The organism is Sphingomonas pruni NBRC 15498 (assembly GCF_001598455.1).
Taxonomy (GTDB): Bacteria; Pseudomonadota; Alphaproteobacteria; order Sphingomonadales; family Sphingomonadaceae; genus Sphingomonas; species Sphingomonas pruni.
The window spans coordinates 1-18077 of record NZ_BCYZ01000081.1; the positions used below are offsets into that span (position 1 = coordinate 1).

The following is an 18077-nucleotide window of genomic DNA, read 5'->3' on the forward strand; positions in this document are numbered from 1 at the left end:
AGCACCGCCAACCACCACATCGTTGCCGGCGTCACCGAACAGCTGATCGTTGCCGTCATCGCCATAGATGGTATCGGCACCCGCGCCGCCATGGACGATGTCGGCTCCCGCACCGGCCAGCAGGAGATTGTCGCCCTCATTGCCGGTGATGGTGTTGGCCAGCTCATTGCCGACGCCGAAAATGCTGCCCGCACCCGCCGCCAGGGTCAGGTTCTCGACGTTGGCGTAGAGATAGAAGTTCGAGGTGGAGACCACCGTGTCGGTGCCTTCACCGGCATTCTCGAACACTACGTCGCTTTGCTGGTCGACATAGAAGACGTCGTTGCCGGTGCCGCCATGGAGCTGGTCGGTACCCACGCCGCCGTCGATCACGTCGTCGCCCGCGCCGCCAACCACCACATCGTTGCCAGCATCGCCGTAAAGCTGATCGTTGCCGTCCTCGCCGTAGATGGTGTCGTTGCCGACACCGCCATGGATGGTGTCCGCTCCACCGCCTCCCAGCAGGAGGTTGTCGCCCTCATTGCCGGTGATGATGTTGTCGAGCTCATTGCCGACGCCGAAAATGTTGCCGGCGCCCGCCGCCAGGGCCAGGTTCTCGACGTTGGCGTAAAGATAATAGTTCGCCGTCGAGATCACCGCGTCGGTGCCCTCGCCGGCATTCTCGAGCACTACGTCGCCCTGCTGGTCGACACGGTACAGGTCATCGCCCACGCCACCGACCATAATGTCCGCGCCAGTGCCTCCGATCAGCTGATCGTTGCCCAGGCCGCCTTCCAGCCGATCGTCCCCGCCGCCGCCGACCAGTATGTTGTCGCCATTGCCGCCGATCAGCACATCCGCGAAGTCGGTACCGGTGACATTCTCGATCCCGCGCAGTTGATCACCGCCCGTGGCCGTGCCGATCGCGGTGTCGGTCAAACCCAGCCGTACGGTCACGCCCGCGGTCTCGGTGTGGTAATCAGCCAAGTCGATCCCGGCGCCGCCATCCAGGAAATCGGCGCCGTCGCCACCAATCAGGCGGTCGTTGCCGCCATTGCCATAGAGATGGTTGGCGCCCGAATTGCCGATGATCGTGTTGGCTAAGTCATCGCCAGTCGCGTTGATCGCCGCACTTCCGGTGAGCTTCAGCGTTTCCACATTGGCAGCAATGGGCGCAATAATCGTGACAGAACTTTCGATCGTGTCATTTCCGCCATTGGCGTTCTCTGTGACTTGATCGTTGGCGTTGTCGACAATGTAGGTATCGTCACCCGCGCCGCCGATCATGACATCGTAGCCGCCCCGACCATCAAGGCGGTCGTTGCCGTCCCCACCGTTGAGGATATCATTGGTTCCACCACCAATGATCGTGTCATTGCCGATATTGCCGTTGACTGTAGCGCCGAGGATACTGGCACCCGACAGGTCGATCGTCGTACCAGCGGCTGCCAGATTGAGAATGAGTACGTCACCGCTTCCAGCGAACGCGATGGATCCACCCGTCGTCAAATTGATGGTTTCGGAAACGTAACCACTATATCCTGGGGTCACGATGTGAGAAAAGCCCTGGAACTGCGAAGCAGTCATCGAAACGGCGGTATTGTAGCCTACGCCTAGCGTCTCAATCGACATAACCGTCGAAGTGGAAATGTCCACGCCGCTCAGGAAAAGCGAATCGTTGCCGGTGCCGCCGTCATAGACCTCGCCCGAAGCGTAATCCGCGGCGGTCACCGTGATGCTGTCGTTTCCGTCGCCCCCGTGCAGCGTGTCGCGCCCGGTACCGCCAGTCAGCGAGTCATTGCCGCCACCGGCGTTGATGACGTCGTCGCCTCCGCCGCCGTTAATGATGTCATTGCCATCGATCGTGGTGATGATATCGGCGGCGCTGCCGCCCTGAAAAGTGGTCGTCTGAGCGGCATAGGGACGCGTTGCGCCGGTTAGGTCGAACGTTGTGGCGACGTTTGCGAAGGCCACCGTCCCCTCCACGCTGAATACGTCGCCGGCGAATGAGATATTACCGCCGGTCGTTAGGTTGATTGAAGCGGTCTGGATCGACTTGAATGCCGAAAGCTGCGCCGTGGTCATCGCGAGCGTGCCGGCCACCAGATTCTCCACGTTGGAGAAGGTGACGCCGGTCAAATCGACAAAGGCCTGGGGATAGGCGTAGGAAACCGACACGGTGTCGTTGCCGTTGCCGCCATCGATGTTTTCGCCCGCGGCGACGTCGCCCAGCTGCAGGTAGATCATGTCGTCGCCGTCGCGTGCCGAAATCGAGTCCGCCCCGGCGCCGCCGTACAATATATCGCCGACAGTACTTCCGACGATCGTGTCGTTTCCGTCATCGCCATAGAAGATGACCGAACTGTCGCCGGCGGTCAGATGATCGTTGCCACCTCCGCCATAGACGGTCCGTTGATAGTCCTGCGTGGGCATGGTGATCGTGTCCGCGAAGGCCGAACCCGTTACCTGTTCGATGCGCTGAAAATTGGACACCGTGCCGCCGCCGATGGTCTGGCCGCCGGCGAGAATCGCGTTACCGTCTACGGTGACACCGGTCGAGGCACCGGTTAGGGTTAGAACCAGGGTGTTGGTGCCAGTGCCACCGTCGGCGTCGTCGCCATATCCGACCGAGATATAATCGTCGCCCGCATCACCATAGACACGGTCATGCTCGCTGCCGGTATCCAGTGTGTCTGGCGAGCTGCCGCCATTCGCATAGCTGGATTCTGTTCCGGCAGAAAAAAGCAGGTCGTTGGCGTCGCCTCCGTGAATGACGTCCGCCCCGGTACCGCCGAAAATGTTGTCCTGGCCGCCGCCGCCGGTGAGCGTGTCGTTGCCGGCGCCGCCATTGGCGGACGCCGATTCATAGGTGGCCCCGACTATTAGGGTATCGGAGCCGGCTCCGCCCTTGAAGTTCCCGCCGCCATAATAGACGTCGTTGCCGTCGCCACCAAAGGCGTAGATGCTGGAATTGCCGTGAAAGGTGTCGTTTCCCGCTTCGCCGTAGAAGTAGCCGCCATACGAACTGCTCCCGGAGTCGAGCGTATCGTCGCCGTCTCCCCCATACAGGTTGCTGTTGTAATAGCCTGCGATAAGATGATCGTTGCCGCCTAGGCCGCGGATGTCAGGCGACGCATAACCGAAACTGCTCCCGGTGATCGTATCGGCGAAATTGCTGCCATCGACGAACTGGACGCTGCTGATGTTGGTGATCGTCCCGCCACCGATGGTTAGCGAGCCATTATTGTTCAAAGCGTCGAAATTGACGGTGACGCCGCTCGTGGCCCCCTGGAACCCGATCAGCAACGCCGCACCGTCGGCCCCGCCGTCTACGTTGTCGCCGTAGCCGGCGAAGATCATGTCGTACCCTGCACCCCCACGAATGGTATCGACCTCCGTACCGATATCGAGCGTTGGGACGATCGGATCGTAATAATAATAGGAGTGCTGCCAGTTTCCGGGGCTACCTGCCGAGGATAGAGTGTCGTAACCGTCGCCGCCGTCGATCGTGTCCCCGCCGGCGCCGCCGTTCAACGTATCGTTACCGCCATTGCCGTTGATCGTGTCAGCGCCTGGAGTTCCGGTATAGGTGTCGTCTCCCGGGCCGCCGCTGAAACTGTCTTGCGGCTGCACAATCGCTACCAGATTTGCCATAATCCCCCCAAAATATACCGAGTCCGCTTGATTCATCCACACGGATATCACGGCCTATGCTGCTCTAGATAGATGATTTTTGAAGCCATAGCGGGCGGAAATCCTCGTTTTGGCAACAAAAAACCGCCGCCCGGATCGCTCCGGACGGCGGCTTTTTCAGTCAACAGTTAGTGTCGGACGAGAAGCTTATTCGCTCTCGTTCAGATACTCGCCGGCATCCGCGTCGGTGCCGTGGCCGCTCGGCGCGACACGCGCCAGCGCATCGCTGCCGGTGTCGTCGCGGACGTCACGCGCCAGTTCCGCGGCACGCTCTTCCGCGGCCGAGTTCGGCGCGATCAGCACTTCCTGCAGCGCACGCTGCTGGACGCGGAGCGCAGCGTCGCGGCTGGAGGCCGCCACGCGCAGGCGATTCATGCCCGCACCGGTACCGGCGGGGATGAGGCGGCCGACGATGACGTTCTCCTTGAGGCCGATCAGCGTGTCCTGCTTGCCCTGGACCGCCGCCTCGGTGAGGACGCGGGTGGTCTCCTGGAACGACGCCGCCGAGATGAAGCTGCGGGTCTGCAGCGACGCCTTGGTGATGCCGAGCAGAACCGGCTTGCCCTGGGCGGGCTGCTGGCCGGGGGCGAGCTTCTCGTTGGTCTCGTCCATCTCGGTGCGGTCGACCTGTTCGCCGGCGAGCAGGGTGGTGTCGCCGCCGTCGGTGATCTCGACCTTCTGCAGCATCTGGCGAACGATCACCTCGATGTGCTTGTCGTTGATCTTCACGCCCTGGAGTCGATAGACTTCCTGGATTTCCGACACGAGATATTCCGCGAGCGGCTCGATGCCGAGCACCTCGAGAATGTCGTGCGGATCGGGCGAGCCACCGATTAGGTTGTCGCCACGCTTGACGTAGTCGCCTTCCTGGACGTCGATCACCTTCGACTTCGGGATCAGATACTCCACGACCTCGCCGCCGTCCTCGGGCTGGATCCCGATCTTGCGCTTGGCCTTGTAGTCCTTGCCGAACACGACGCGGCCCGAGACCTTCGCGATGATCGCGTTTTCCTTGGGCTTGCGGGCTTCGAACAGCTCGGCGACGCGCGGCAGACCGCCGGTGATGTCGCGGGTCTTGGCGGACTCGCGAGCGACACGGGCAAGCACGTCACCGGCCTGGACGGTGGCATTGTCATCGACCGACAGCACCGCACCCGGCGCCAACATGTAGCGCGCGGCTTCGTTGGCATCGACGCCGGTCAGGGTCATGCGCGGACGCAGATCCTCCTTCGACTTGGTCGCGGCGCGATACTCGGTGACGACGCGCTGGGTGATGCCCGTCGCTTCGTCGGCCTGTTCGGTGAGCGTCTTGCCTTCGATGAGGTCCTGATACTTCACCGTACCGCCGGTCTCGGTGATCAGCGGCATGGTGAACGGATCCCACTCGGCCATGCGGTCGCCCTTGCTGACGATGTGGCCATCGTCGAACATGACGTACGCACCGTACGGGATGCGATCGACCGACAGCTCGCGGCCGTCCATGTCCTTGATCGCGATCTCGCCCGAGCGGCTCAGCACCACGCGGCGGCCACGCTGGTCGACAATCAGACGCAGGTCGCGGAATTCGACCGTACCGTCGGCATGCGCTTCCAGGTTGGACGTTTCGTTGAGCTGCGCCGCGCCACCGATGTGGAACGTACGCATGGTCAGCTGGGTGCCCGGCTCGCCGATCGACTGCGCCGCGATAACGCCGACCGCTTCGCCGATATTCACCGGGGTACCGCGGGCGAGGTCACGCCCGTAGCACTTGCCGCAGACGCCGATCTTGGCTTCGCAGACCAGCGGCGAGCGGATCTTCATCCCCTGGATGCCGGTGGCTTCGATCTTCGCGACCGCCGCCTCGTCGAGCAGCGTGCCCGACGGGATGATCACCGTGCCGTCCTTGTCGACCACATCCTCGGCCGTGGTGCGGCCCAGGATGCGCTCGCCGAGCGACGCGATGGTCGAGCCGCCCTGCAGGATCGCGCGCATCTCGAGCGCCCGCTCGGTACCGCAATCCTCCTCCATGACGACGCAGTCCTGCGACACGTCGACCAGGCGGCGAGTGAGGTAGCCCGAATTGGCGGTCTTCAACGCGGTGTCCGCGAGGCCCTTGCGGGCGCCGTGGGTCGAGTTGAAGTATTCGAGGACGGTCAGGCCTTCCTTGAAGTTCGAGATGATCGGGGTCTCGATGATTTCACCGCTCGGCTTCGCCATGAGCCCGCGCATACCGGCGAGCTGCTTGATCTGCGCCTGCGAACCGCGGGCACCCGAGTGCGCCATCATGTAGATCGAGTTGATCGGCATTTCACGACCCGTCACCGGATCCTTCTTCACCGCCTTGATCTCGTTCATCATCGAGTTGGCGACCTGATCACCGCAGCGCGACCAGGCGTCGATCACCTTGTTGTACTTCTCCTGCTGCGTGATCAGGCCGTCCTGATATTGCTGCTCGAAGTCCTTCACCTGCTCGCGGGTCTCGTCGACCAGCTTGTCCTTGTCCGGCGCGATGATCATGTCATCCTTGCCGAACGAGATACCGGCCTTGAACGCGTGCTTGAAGCCCAACGCCATGATCGCGTCGGCGAACAGCACGGTCTCCTTCTGGCCGGTGTGACGATAGACCTCGTCGATCACGTCGCCGACGTCCTTCTTGGTCAGCAGGCGATTGACGGTGTCGAACGGCACCTTGTGCGACTTGGGCAGGCACTCGCCGAGCAGCATGCGGCCCGGCGTCGTCTCGTAGCGCTTGAGGTAGGTCTTGCCTTCCTCATCGGTCTGCGGGACGCGGCTGATGACCTTGGTGTGCAGCGTGACGGCGCCGGCTTCGAGGGCCTGGTGCACTTCGGCCATGTCGGCCAGCAGCATGCCTTCGCCGGGCTCATTCTCCTTGAGCATCGACAGGTAATAGAGACCGAGCACCATGTCCTGCGACGGCACGATGATCGGCTTGCCGTTGGCCGGCGACAGGATGTTGTTGGTCGACATCATCAGGACGCGTGCTTCCAGCTGGGCCTCGAGGCTCAGCGGGACGTGCACGGCCATCTGGTCGCCGTCGAAGTCGGCGTTGAACGCCGAGCAGACCAGCGGGTGGAGCTGGATCGCCTTGCCCTCGATCAGCACCGGCTCGAACGCCTGGATGCCCAGACGGTGAAGCGTCGGCGCGCGGTTCAGGAGAACCGGGTGCTCGCGGATCACTTCGTCCAGGATGTCCCAGACTTCCTTGCGCTCCTTCTCGACCCACTTCTTGGCCTGCTTCAGGGTCATCGACAGACCCTTGGCGTCGAGGCGCGCGTAGATGAACGGCTTGAACAGTTCGAGCGCCATCTTCTTCGGCAGGCCGCACTGGTGCAGCTTGAGCTCTGGACCGGTCACGATGACCGAACGGCCTGAATAGTCGACTCGCTTGCCGAGCAGGTTCTGACGGAAGCGGCCCTGCTTGCCCTTGAGCATGTCGGACAGCGATTTCAGCGGACGCTTGTTCGCACCGGTGATCGTGCGGCCGCGGCGGCCGTTGTCGAACAGGGCGTCGACCGCTTCCTGCAGCATACGCTTTTCGTTGCGGACGATGATGTCCGGCGCGCGCAGCTCCATCAGCCGCTTGAGGCGGTTGTTGCGGTTGATCACGCGCCGATAGAGATCGTTCAGATCCGACGTCGCGAAGCGGCCGCCGTCCAGCGGCACCAGCGGGCGCAGTTCGGGCGGGATGACCGGCACGACTTCGAGGATCATCCATTCGGGGCGGTTGCCCGAATCGATGAAGCTCTCGACGACCTTCAGCCGCTTGATGATCTTCTTGGGCTTCAGCTCGGACTTGGTCGTCGCGAGTTCCTGCAGCAGCTGCTCGCGCTCGCCTTCGAGATCGAGCTGCTCGAGCATGATGCGGACCGCCTCGGCGCCGATGCCGGCGGTGAAGGCGTCCTCACCATATTCGTCCTGCGCCTCGAGGAGCTCGTCCTCGGTCAGCAGCTGGAAGCGCTCGAGCGGGGTCACGCCCGGCTCGATCACGATATAGGCTTCGAAGTACAGCACGCGCTCGAGCTGCTTGAGCTGCATGTCGAGCAGCAGGCCGATGCGCGACGGCAGCGACTTCAGGAACCAGATGTGCGCAACCGGGGCGGCGAGCTCGATATGGCCCATCCGCTCGCGGCGAACCTTCGAGACGGTGACTTCGACGCCGCACTTCTCGCAGACGATGCCCTTGTACTTCATGCGCTTGTACTTGCCGCACAGGCATTCGTAATCCTTGATCGGACCGAAGATCCGCGCGCAGAACAGGCCGTCACGCTCGGGCTTGAACGTGCGATAATTGATCGTCTCGGGCTTCTTGATCTCGCCGAAGCTCCACGAGCGGATACGATCCGGCGACGCGATCCCGATCTGGATCTGGTCGAAGGTCTCCGGCTTGGCGACCGGGTTCGCGAAATTGGTCAGTTCGTTCATTTTCTAGCTCCAATTCCCCTCCCGCGAGCGGGAGGGGTTAGGGGAGGGCATGTCACTACGAGGAGGGGCCTTGCCGACAAGCCCTCCCCCGACCCCTCCCGCAAGCGGGAGGGGAGAAGAGTCATTCCGCGGCGATCGCCACGCCGTCCGAATCCACCCCGGGCTCGTCGTTCTTGAGTTCGACGTTGAGACCCAGCGAGCGCATTTCCTTGACGAGCACGTTGAAGCTCTCCGGGATGCCGGCCTCGAACGTGTCGTCACCCTTGACGATCGCCTCATAGACCTTGGTGCGTCCGACGACGTCGTCCGACTTCACCGTCAACATCTCCTGCAGCGTGTAGGCGGCACCGTACGCCTGGAGCGCCCAGACCTCCATTTCGCCGAAGCGCTGGCCGCCGAACTGCGCCTTGCCGCCCAGCGGCTGCTGGGTGACGAGCGAGTAGGGGCCGATCGAGCGAGCGTGGATCTTGTCGTCGACCAGGTGGTGGAGCTTCAGCATGTAGATGATGCCCACGGTCACCTTGCGGTCGAACTTGTCGCCGGTGCGTCCGTCGAACAGGTCCGACTGACCCGACGGGTCGAGACCCGCCAGTTCCAGCATCGCCGACACGTCGCCTTCGTGCGCGCCGTCGAACACCGGAGTGCCCATCGGGACGCCGGGCTTCAGGTTCTGCGCCAGTTCGATGATCTCTGTGCCACTGCGAGCGTCGAGATCGGCGACATAATGCTCGCCATAGATCGTCTTGAGGCGCTCCTTGACCGCGTCGGGCATCGCGCCCGGCTCGGCGTTCGGATTGGCGTCACGCCAATCTTCCAGCGCCTGCGCGACCTGCTGACCCAGACCGCGCGCGGCCCAGCCCAGATGGGTCTCGAAGATCTGCCCGACGTTCATGCGCGACGGCACGCCAAGCGGGTTGAGCACCAGGTCGACCGGCGTGCCGTCCGCCAGGAACGGCATGTCTTCCTGCGGCAGGATGCGGCTGATGACGCCCTTGTTGCCGTGACGGCCGGCCATCTTGTCGCCCGGCTGCAGCTTGCGCTTAACCGCGACGAAGACCTTGACCATCTTGAGCACGCCAGGCGGCAGTTCGTCACCGCGCTCGAGCTTCTCGCGGCGGTCCTCGAACTTGTCCTTGATGAGCTTCACCGCGTCATCATACTGGCCCTTGACCGCTTCGAGGTCCGACTGGACCTTGTCGTCCTGGACCGCGAACTTCCACCATTCGTGGCGGTCGACGCTGTCGAGCAGGTCCTGATCGATCTCGGCACCCTTCTTGAGGCCCTTCGGCGTCGCCGTGGCGACCTGACCGATCAGCATCTCGCGCAGGCGCGACCAGGTCGCACGGTTGAGGATCGTGCGCTCGTCGTCCGAGTCCTTCTTCAGGCGCTCGATCTCCTCGCGCTCGATCGCCATCGCGCGCTCGTCCTTGTCGATGCCGTGGCGATTGAACACGCGGACTTCGACCACCGTGCCGGCGACGCCCGGGGGCAGCCGCAGCGAGGTGTCACGAACGTCCGACGCCTTCTCACCGAAGATCGCGCGGAGGAGCTTTTCTTCCGGCGTCATCGGGCTTTCGCCCTTCGGCGTGATCTTGCCGACCAGGATGTCGCCCGGCTCGACCTCGGCACCGATATAGACGATGCCCGCTTCGTCGAGGTTGCGCAGCGCTTCCTCGCCGACGTTCGGGATGTCGCGGGTGATGTCTTCCGGCCCGAGCTTGGTGTCGCGGGCCATGACTTCGAATTCCTCGATATGGATCGAGGTGAAGACGTCGTCCTTGACAATACGCTCGCTGATGAGGATCGAGTCCTCGTAATTGTAGCCGTTCCACGGCATGAACGCGACGAGCGCGTTGCGGCCGAGCGCCAGCTCGCCGAACTCGGTCGACGGGCCGTCGGCGATGACATCGCCGGTGTTGACCACGTCACCCACCTTCACCAGCGGACGCTGGTTGATGCAGGTGTTCTGGTTCGAGCGCTGGAACTTCATCAGCGTGTAGATGTCGACGCCGGACTTGCCGGCTTCGACCTCTCCAGTGGCCCGGATGACGATACGGGTGGCGTCGACCTGGTCGACGATGCCGGCACGCTTGGCGGCAATCGCCGCACCCGAGTCCCGCGCCACCGTCTCTTCCATGCCGGTGCCGACGAACGGCGCCTCGGCACGGACCAGCGGCACCGCCTGGCGCTGCATGTTCGATCCCATCAGCGCGCGGTTGGCGTCGTCGTTTTCCAGGAACGGAATGAGCGACGCCGCGACCGACACGAGCTGCTTGGGGCTCACGTCCATCAGCGTGATGTTCTCAGGCAGCGCCATCAGGAATTCGCCGGCCTGACGCGCGGAGACCAGCTCCTCGGTCAGCTTGCCGTCGGCATCGGTTTCGGCGTTGGCCTGCGCGATCGTGTGCTTGGCCTCTTCCATCGCCGACAGATAGACGACTTCGCTGGTCACCTTATTGTCGATGACCTTGCGGTACGGCGTTTCGATGAAGCCGTATTTGTTGACGCGGCTGAACGACGCCAGGCTGTTGATCAGACCGATGTTCGGGCCTTCCGGCGTTTCGATCGGGCAGATGCGGCCATAATGCGTCGGATGGACGTCGCGGACCTCGAAGCCCGCGCGCTCGCGGGTGAGGCCGCCCGGCCCGAGCGCCGAGACGCGACGCTTGTGCGTCACTTCGGAGAGCGGGTTGGTCTGGTCCATGAACTGCGACAGCTGCGACGAACCGAAGAACTCGCGCACCGCGGCAACCGCGGGCTTGGCGTTGATCAGGTCGTTCGGCATCACGGTCGACACGTCGACCGACGACATCCGCTCCTTGACCGCACGCTCCATGCGCAACAGGCCGACGCGATACTGGTTCTCGAGCAGCTCGCCGACCGAACGCACGCGGCGGTTGCCGAGATTGTCGATATCGTCGATCTCGCCCTTGCCGTCCTTCAGGTCGACCAGCGTCTTGACCACCGCGAGGATGTCCTCGGTCCGGAGCGTCGTGACCGTGTCCTCGGCATCGAGGTCGAGGCGCATGTTGAGCTTGACGCGGCCGACGGCCGACAGGTCATAGCGCTCCGGATCGAAGAACAGACCGGCGAACAGCGACTCCGCAGTCTCAAGCGTCGGCGGTTCGCCGGGGCGCATGACGCGATAGATGTCGGACAGCGCCTGCTCGCGCTCCTCGGCCTTGTCCGCCTTGAGCGTGTTGCGGATCCACGGCCCGGTCGAGACATGGTCGATGTCGAGCAGCTCGACGCGGTCGATCCCGGCGGCGTCCAGCTTTTCGAGATTCTCAGGCGCGAACTCGTCGCCCGCCTCGATATAGATCTCGCCGGTCGCTTCGTTGATCAGATCGTACGCCGAATAGCGGCCGAAGATTTCCTCGGTCGGGATCAGCAGCGTCTCGAGGCCGTCCTTCTGCGCCTTGTTGGCGGCGCGCGGGCTGACCTTCTGGCCGGCGGGGAAGATCACTTCGCCCGACTTGGCGTCGACGATGTCGAACATCGGCTTGGCGCCGCGCCAATTCTCCGGCTGGAACGGAATCTGCCAGCCGTTCGGGCCGCGGACGAACGTCACGCGGTTGTAGAAATAGTTGAGGATGTCCTCGGACGTCAGGCCCAGCGCATAGAGAAGCGCGGTGACCGGCAGCTTGCGCTTGCGGTCGATACGGACGTTGACGATGTCCTTGGCATCGAACTCGAAATCGAGCCACGAGCCGCGATACGGAATCACGCGCGCCGCGAACAGATACTTGCCCGAGGCATGGGTCTTGCCGCGGTCATGGTCGAACAACACGCCCGGCGAACGGTGCATCTGGCTGACGATGACGCGCTCGGTGCCATTGACGATGAAGGTGCCGTTCTCGGTCATGAGCGGCATGTCGCCCATGTAGACGTCCTGCTCCTTGATATCGAGCACCGAGCGGGCTTCCGTATCCGGATCCACCTCGAACACGATCAGGCGCAACGTAACGCGCATCGGCGCCGCATAAGTGATGCCGCGCTGGCGGCATTCGTCAGTGTCGAACTTCGGCGGCTCGAGCTCGTAATTGACGAAGTCGAGCTCGGCGGTGCCGGCGAAGTCGCGGATCGGGAAGACCGAGCGCAGGGTCTTTTCGAGACCGGAGACGTAGCCGATCGACGGATCGCTGCGCAGGAACTGTTCGTAGGATTCGCGCTGAACCTCGATCAGGTTCGGCATCTGCACCACTTCGTGGATGTTGCCGAAAACCTTGCGGATGCGCCGCTTCGCGGTGCCTTCGATCGCTTTGGTCGCCATGTGGGTGTTTGCCTCGTCAGCTTAAAATTCGTGCCCCGGATCCCCGAGGCGGGCACGCATCGCGACGCAAAAAAGCCGCGCATCCAACTTCCGTTTCCGGCCGTGGACGGGCAGCTTCCAGCGTCGTGTGAACCGACAGCTTCCAATTCGATCGACCCGGTGCGCGACGCCGTGTCATTTCCCGAAAGCTGTGGTGAGGAGCGCGATATAGGTAGCGTGTTGGAGAGTGTCAAACGCTCCGCCGCATTTTTTCGGAGCCACAATGGAGGCATCGCGGACGGTTACATTCTCCTCGTCCTGCAGGTCGATGCTCAGTGCCGTGGCGGTGTAAGCTTCAAAGTATGTACGAAATTGTCCCTATTTTTGCTGAGGAGTCAGTGGGTTGCTCGACTCGTCGCGAAAATCATCTCGACCGGACGGCGACGAAACGAGGAACCGGGGGCGGGTTCCACTCATTTTGGCAGCGTCATGAAACAGCAATTTGCCCCCCGCAAAGCCCGCGCACTGGCGCCCCTGCTGGTCGCCACAGCGCTCGTCTCAACCCCCGTATTCGCGCAGGATACCACGCCGCAGACGACACCCGCACAGCCGGCGATCGTCACGCCGCCGGCCAGCGCGACCGTGTCGATCCCGCCGGTCGTGCGTACCGTGCCCGATGGCACACCGTCGGCGACGACAGCCGCCGACGAACCTGCCGCGACGCCGGCGCCGCGTGCAACGACCCGCACCGCGACGCGGACCACGCGGACGGTGACGCATACGCGGACCGCCTCGGCGGCGCGATCGGCTCCGGCTTCTGCTCCTGCGGCGGCGCCCGCTCCGGCGCCACAGGCCGCCGCCCCCGCGCCGGCACCGGTGACGCCGCCCGCGGACACCACCGCTTCCGCTCCAACTACCGCGCCTGCCGCCGCGCCGGCCACCGAACCCGCGGCGCCTGCCGCCGACACCACGTCGACCCAATCCAATACAACCACGACCGAAGTCCCGCTCTGGGCCTGGGTCGCCGGCGGCATCGCGCTGCTGGCGGTCATTCTCGGCGCCGCGCTCGCCATGCGTGGCCGTCGTCGCGAGGACGAGTATGAGCCGGCCTATGTCGAAGACACGTATGTCGAGCCGCAGCCCGAGCCGGTGGTCGCTACTCCGGTGATCGAGCCGATGCCGGTGGCCAAGGCCGAGCCGCGTAAGGAGCCCGAATATCTGCGCCGCGCGGCTCCGGTGTCCGCTGCAGCGGCGGTCGAGCCGATCGTTGCCGCGCCCGACGCGGTCGAGATGTCGACGCCGCCGGCCGACGAAGTGGCCCAGCTCACCGCCGGCACCGCGCCGGTGGCCGAGCGCCCCTGGCTCGAATTCGCCATGCGCCCGGTCCGCGCCGGCACCAATGTCGACGAAGCCTTGGTCGAGATCGAATTGACCGTCGGCAATGCCGGATCGGCGCCCGCCCGTGACGTCCGCATCTCGACCTTCCTGTTGTCGAGCGATCCGAACGGGTCGGAGATGGAGCGCCTGCTGGTCAACCCGCCGGCCGACGGCACTACCGACCCGGTCACGATCAATCCCGGCGAGGGCAAGCGGATCGACGCCACGCTGGCGCTGCTCAAGTCGGACATGGGCGAGAACCTGCCCGATGCGATCCGGCCGATCATCGTCGCCGATGCGCGCTATACGCTCGAAGACGGCAGCGAAGGCCGCACCTCCGCTTCGTTCGTGGTCGGCGTGACGCCGGAAGAAGGCGGCCCGGGCCTCGAGCCGCTCGAACTCAGCCGCGCGTCGATGCACGACAATGTCGGCGCCGAACTGCGCGGCGAACCGCAACACGCCTGACGCTCCCTCAGGCTCTCAGGCGCCCGTCCCGGACCTCCCGGGGCGGGCGTTTTTGTTGGGGGAGGGCGCGCGACGGGCCAAATTCCTCCCCGGAACGGGGAGGGGGACCGCGCGGCGCCAGCCGCGTGGTGGAGGGGGCCTGCGATGCGCCAGCCTCCTCGGTTGAACTGGTTATCGTGGGACCCCTCCACCAAGCCGCTTCGCGTCTTGGTCCCCCTCCCCGTTCCGGGGAGGATTTCTGCTCGACCGTGTCGCAGTCGCGCGGCGCCGACGTACGGCCGTACTTTGCAATCGGACAGCGACTTCGATAGGCCCCCATTGCATCGCGCTGCCGTAGCGTCCTAGGACGCTGCAACCCTCCCAAGGAGACTCGGTCGCATGATGAAGAAGCTGGCGTTGTTGCCTCTGGTCGCTCTCGCATTCACTCCGGCGCTCGCGCAGAAGGCACCGATATGGCCGCCCAACGGCACCGACATCCCGGAAAAGTTCACCCCGCCGGTCGACGCCAACGCCGATTACATCAAGCGCGAAGTCATGATCCCGATGCGCGACGGGACCAAGCTCTACACCGTCATCGTCATCCCCAAAAACGCGACCAACGCGCCGATCGTGCTGACCCGGACGCCCTACAATGCCGCCGGCCGCGCCAAGCGCGCCGACAGCGCGTCGATGCTCAACACGCTGCCGCTGGCCGACGAGATCTTCGTCAAGAACGGCTATATTCGCGTCTATCAGGACATTCGCGGCAAATACGGATCGGAAGGCGGCTATGTCACGACGCGTCCGCCGGTCGGTCCGCTCAACGACACGAAGGTCGACCACACGACCGATGCCTATGACACGATCGATTGGCTGGTGAACAAGGCGAACCTGCCGCAATCGAACGGCAAGGTCGGGATGATCGGATCGTCCTATGAAGGGCTGACCGTCGTGATGGCGCTGCTCCACCCGCACCCCGCGCTCAAGGTCGCGGCGCCGCAAAGCCCGATGGTCGACGGCTGGATGGGCGACGACTGGTTCCATTACGGCGCCTTCCGCCTCGCCAACATCGCCTGGCTTGGCGCGCAGACCGGATACAAGGGCGCGGGCAAGGCGCCGCCGACCGGCGGTTACGACGACTACGACAATTTCCGCGAGGTCGGCTCGGCCGGCGACTGGGCAAAGAAGTCGGGTTACGACCAATTGCCCTATTGGAACCGCATGTCGATGCACCCGGCCTATGACGAATTCTGGTCGGACCAGGCGCTCGACAAGCTGCTCGCCAAGAATCCGTCCGACGTGCCGACGATCTGGGAACAGGGGCTGTGGGACCAGGAAGACATGTGGGGCGCGATCCACAGCTATGAGGCGCTGGTGAAGGCGGGCAAGGCCGGCAACAACTTCATCGTGATGGGCCCGTGGCGGCACAGCCAGATCAACCGCGTCGGCTATGAGCTCGGCCCGTTCAAGTGGAACGGCGACACCGCCGCGCAATATCGCGAGGACATGATCCTGCCGTTCTTCAACCAGTATCTGAAAGACGGTCCCGCGGTCAGCGTGCCCGCGGCGACGATCTACAATACCGGCGAGAACCATTGGGACCGATTCAACGCCTGGCCGCTGGCGTGCGAAATCGGCTGCCCGTCGCCGCTAAAGCCGATCTACATGCAGGGTGACGACGGCCTGGGCTTCGACAAGGGTGGGGAGGGCGGCGACAGCTATGTCTCCGATCCCGCCAAGCCGGTCCCGCATTTGCCGCGTCCGGTCAATTTCAACGACGGCCGCTGGGGCGACTGGCTGGTCCAGGACCAGCGTTCGTATGACGGCCGCCCCGACGTGTTGAGCTATGAGAGCCCGGTGCTCGACCAGCCCGTCCGCGTCTCGGGCGTGCCGATGGCCGACCTGTTCGCCAAGACGACCGGCACCGACGGCGACTTCGTGGTCAAGGTGATCGACGTCTTCCCGGCCGAGAATGCGACCGATCCCAAGATGGGTGGCTATCAGCTGGCGATCAGCCTGGACATCTTCCGTGGCCGCTATCGCGACAGCTTCTCCAACCCGTCGCCGATCCCGGCCGGCAAGGTGCAGGAATACAAGTTCCGCCTGCCCGCGGTGAACCACGTGTTCCAGCCCGGCCACCGCATCATGATCCAGGTGCAGTCGACGCTGTTCCCGCTCTATGACCGCAACCCGCAGAAATACGTCCCCAACATCTTCTACGCGAAGAAGTCGGACTATCAGAAGGCGACGGTGACGATCATGCGTGGCGGAAAGACGCCGAGCGCGGTGTGGCTGCCGGTCGTGCCGCTCGCGCCGCCGCAATTGATGCGCTAGGGGAGCTTTTTTCGCCGCTTGGTCGGCGGAGGTTCAGCTAGATCGTGCAATTGATGGGTTCGATGAGGGGTTTTGGAGTGTTGAGGCGCGCGGGCATGTTGCTCGCGGGGGCGGCGGTGCTGCCGGGGATCGCGGCTGCGCAGTCGACCGGCAGCACGCCTCCGCAGTCCATCCCCGATCTCGGCGGCTTCACCCTTCCGCCCAAGCCCAAGCCGACTCCGACGCCGCCGCCATCGGGGCCGATCGTCGCGCCGTTCAGCCGGCCTACGCCGATCCCGACCTTCGCGCCGACTCCCGCGCCGGCGCCCAGCAAGACCGTGACGCCGCCGGTCACGACGACGCGGCCCAGCAACGCGACGCCGACGGCCACCCCGACACCGCGCGCGACGCCGCGGGCCGGCACGCCCGCACCGAAAGCGACGCCGACGCCGGCGCCGACCACGGCAACTCCGCCCGTCACCACGGCCGCGCCGACCCCAATCGCGACCGCGACACTCGAGCCGGTGCCGAGCCCGCTTCCGACCGCAGCCGCCCCTGGGCCCGCCGAACAGCCGTCGAGCGGCTGGTCCTCTGGAACGCTGGTCGCGATCGTCGTGGCGATCCTGGCCTTGCTCGCCGGTGGCTGGTTCCTGTTCGGCCGGCGCCGCCGCGACGAGGATTATTACGAGGAGGAGGTGGCCGCCCCGATCGCGCCGCCCGTCGCGGCCCCACGCCCGGCTCCCCGCGCGCCGGCGCCCGCACCGGCTCCGATACCGGCACCTTCGCCTGCGCCCGAGCCTGCGGCGCCGTCCGGCCTGCTCACCGTTCCGCTGCGGCGCATCGCGGAGGGGCTCCAGCCGGCGCCGCAACCGCCCGCGCCGCCGCTCCCCGCCGGCCTGGTCACGGTCCGCGCGCCGCAAGCCCTCGTTCGTTCGCTCGAGGAATTGAAGCCTGAGCTGGAGATCGTCCTGATCCCGCAGCGCGCCGGCACCGACCCGTCGATGAGCGCGGCGATCGAATATCGCATCGTCATCCGCAACACCGGCCGCGGCGATGCGCGTGAGGTCCGCTTCGGCATCTATATGACCAGCGCCAGCGCGCGTCAGGCGGCCGATCTGCAGACGATCTTCGCCAACCCGGTCGAACAGCCGGTGCTCGCGCCGTTCGAGATCCATGCCGGCAGCCAGGTCGAGCTGTCCGGCACCGCGATGCTGCCGCGCGCCGACCTCAACGTGATGACGATCGACGGCAAGCCGTGGTTCGTGCCGGTGCTGGCGATGAAGGCCGAATATCGCTGGGGAGAGAATGTCGGCGCGCCGGGTGTGGCGACTGCGGCGCACATGATCGGCATCAACCGCGGGGAAGGGGCCAAACTCGCGCCTTTCCGCCTCGACGGCGAACCGCGCATGCACCCGAAGGTGGCTGAGCGCCGGGTGGCGTAATTCGCGAGTTCTCCAAGCGATAGACGCCTCCCCGGCGAAGGCCGGGGCCCAGATTCGATAACTCGCGATGGCATCCCGCCGCCGAGAATCTATTGCGACTGGGCCCCGGCCTTCGCCGGGGAGGCGTGATGTTTCAGTGACGCGTTTTTACCCCG

6 protein-coding genes are annotated in these 18077 nt (G+C 64.6%); 3 read left to right on the forward strand and 3 right to left on the reverse strand.

The genetic code is table 11. The features are described from left to right. The 3 genes from SPR01S_RS18180 to rpoB all read right to left on the reverse strand — a co-directional run. A partial coding sequence (locus SPR01S_RS18180) for a beta strand repeat-containing protein (protein WP_066592161.1) occupies nucleotides 1-3633 on the reverse strand: 3633 nt, incomplete at its 3' end. Nucleotides 3634-3819: 186 nt separating this feature from the next. Next, the gene (gene rpoC, locus SPR01S_RS18185; RefSeq protein ID WP_066592163.1) at nucleotides 3820-8094 is read right to left on the reverse strand and encodes a DNA-directed RNA polymerase subunit beta'; all 4275 of its coding nucleotides are present in this window, start codon (nucleotides 8092-8094) and stop codon (nucleotides 3820-3822) included. Nucleotides 8095-8215: 121 nt separating this feature from the next. Beyond that, nucleotides 8216-12367: a DNA-directed RNA polymerase subunit beta gene (gene rpoB, locus SPR01S_RS18190; RefSeq protein ID WP_066592166.1), complete on the reverse strand. Its 4152-nt coding sequence runs from the start codon at nucleotides 12365-12367 to the stop codon at nucleotides 8216-8218. 468 nt (nucleotides 12368-12835) lie between these two features. Between rpoB and SPR01S_RS18195 the strand changes: the two genes are divergently transcribed. From SPR01S_RS18195 to SPR01S_RS18210, 3 genes are all read left to right on the forward strand, one after another. After that, nucleotides 12836-14188: a hypothetical protein gene (locus SPR01S_RS18195; protein WP_066592169.1), complete on the forward strand. Its 1353-nt coding sequence runs from the start codon at nucleotides 12836-12838 to the stop codon at nucleotides 14186-14188. A gap of 378 nt (nucleotides 14189-14566) precedes the next feature. After that, nucleotides 14567-16501, forward strand: a complete 1935-nt coding sequence (locus tag SPR01S_RS18200; RefSeq protein ID WP_066592173.1) for a CocE/NonD family hydrolase — start codon at nucleotides 14567-14569, stop codon at nucleotides 16499-16501. Between the two features lie 95 nt (nucleotides 16502-16596). Next, entirely contained in the window at nucleotides 16597-17922 is a 1326-nt protein-coding gene (locus SPR01S_RS18210) for an LPXTG cell wall anchor domain-containing protein (protein ID WP_157082341.1), read from the forward strand. Nucleotides 17923-18077: the final 155 nt, after the last annotated feature.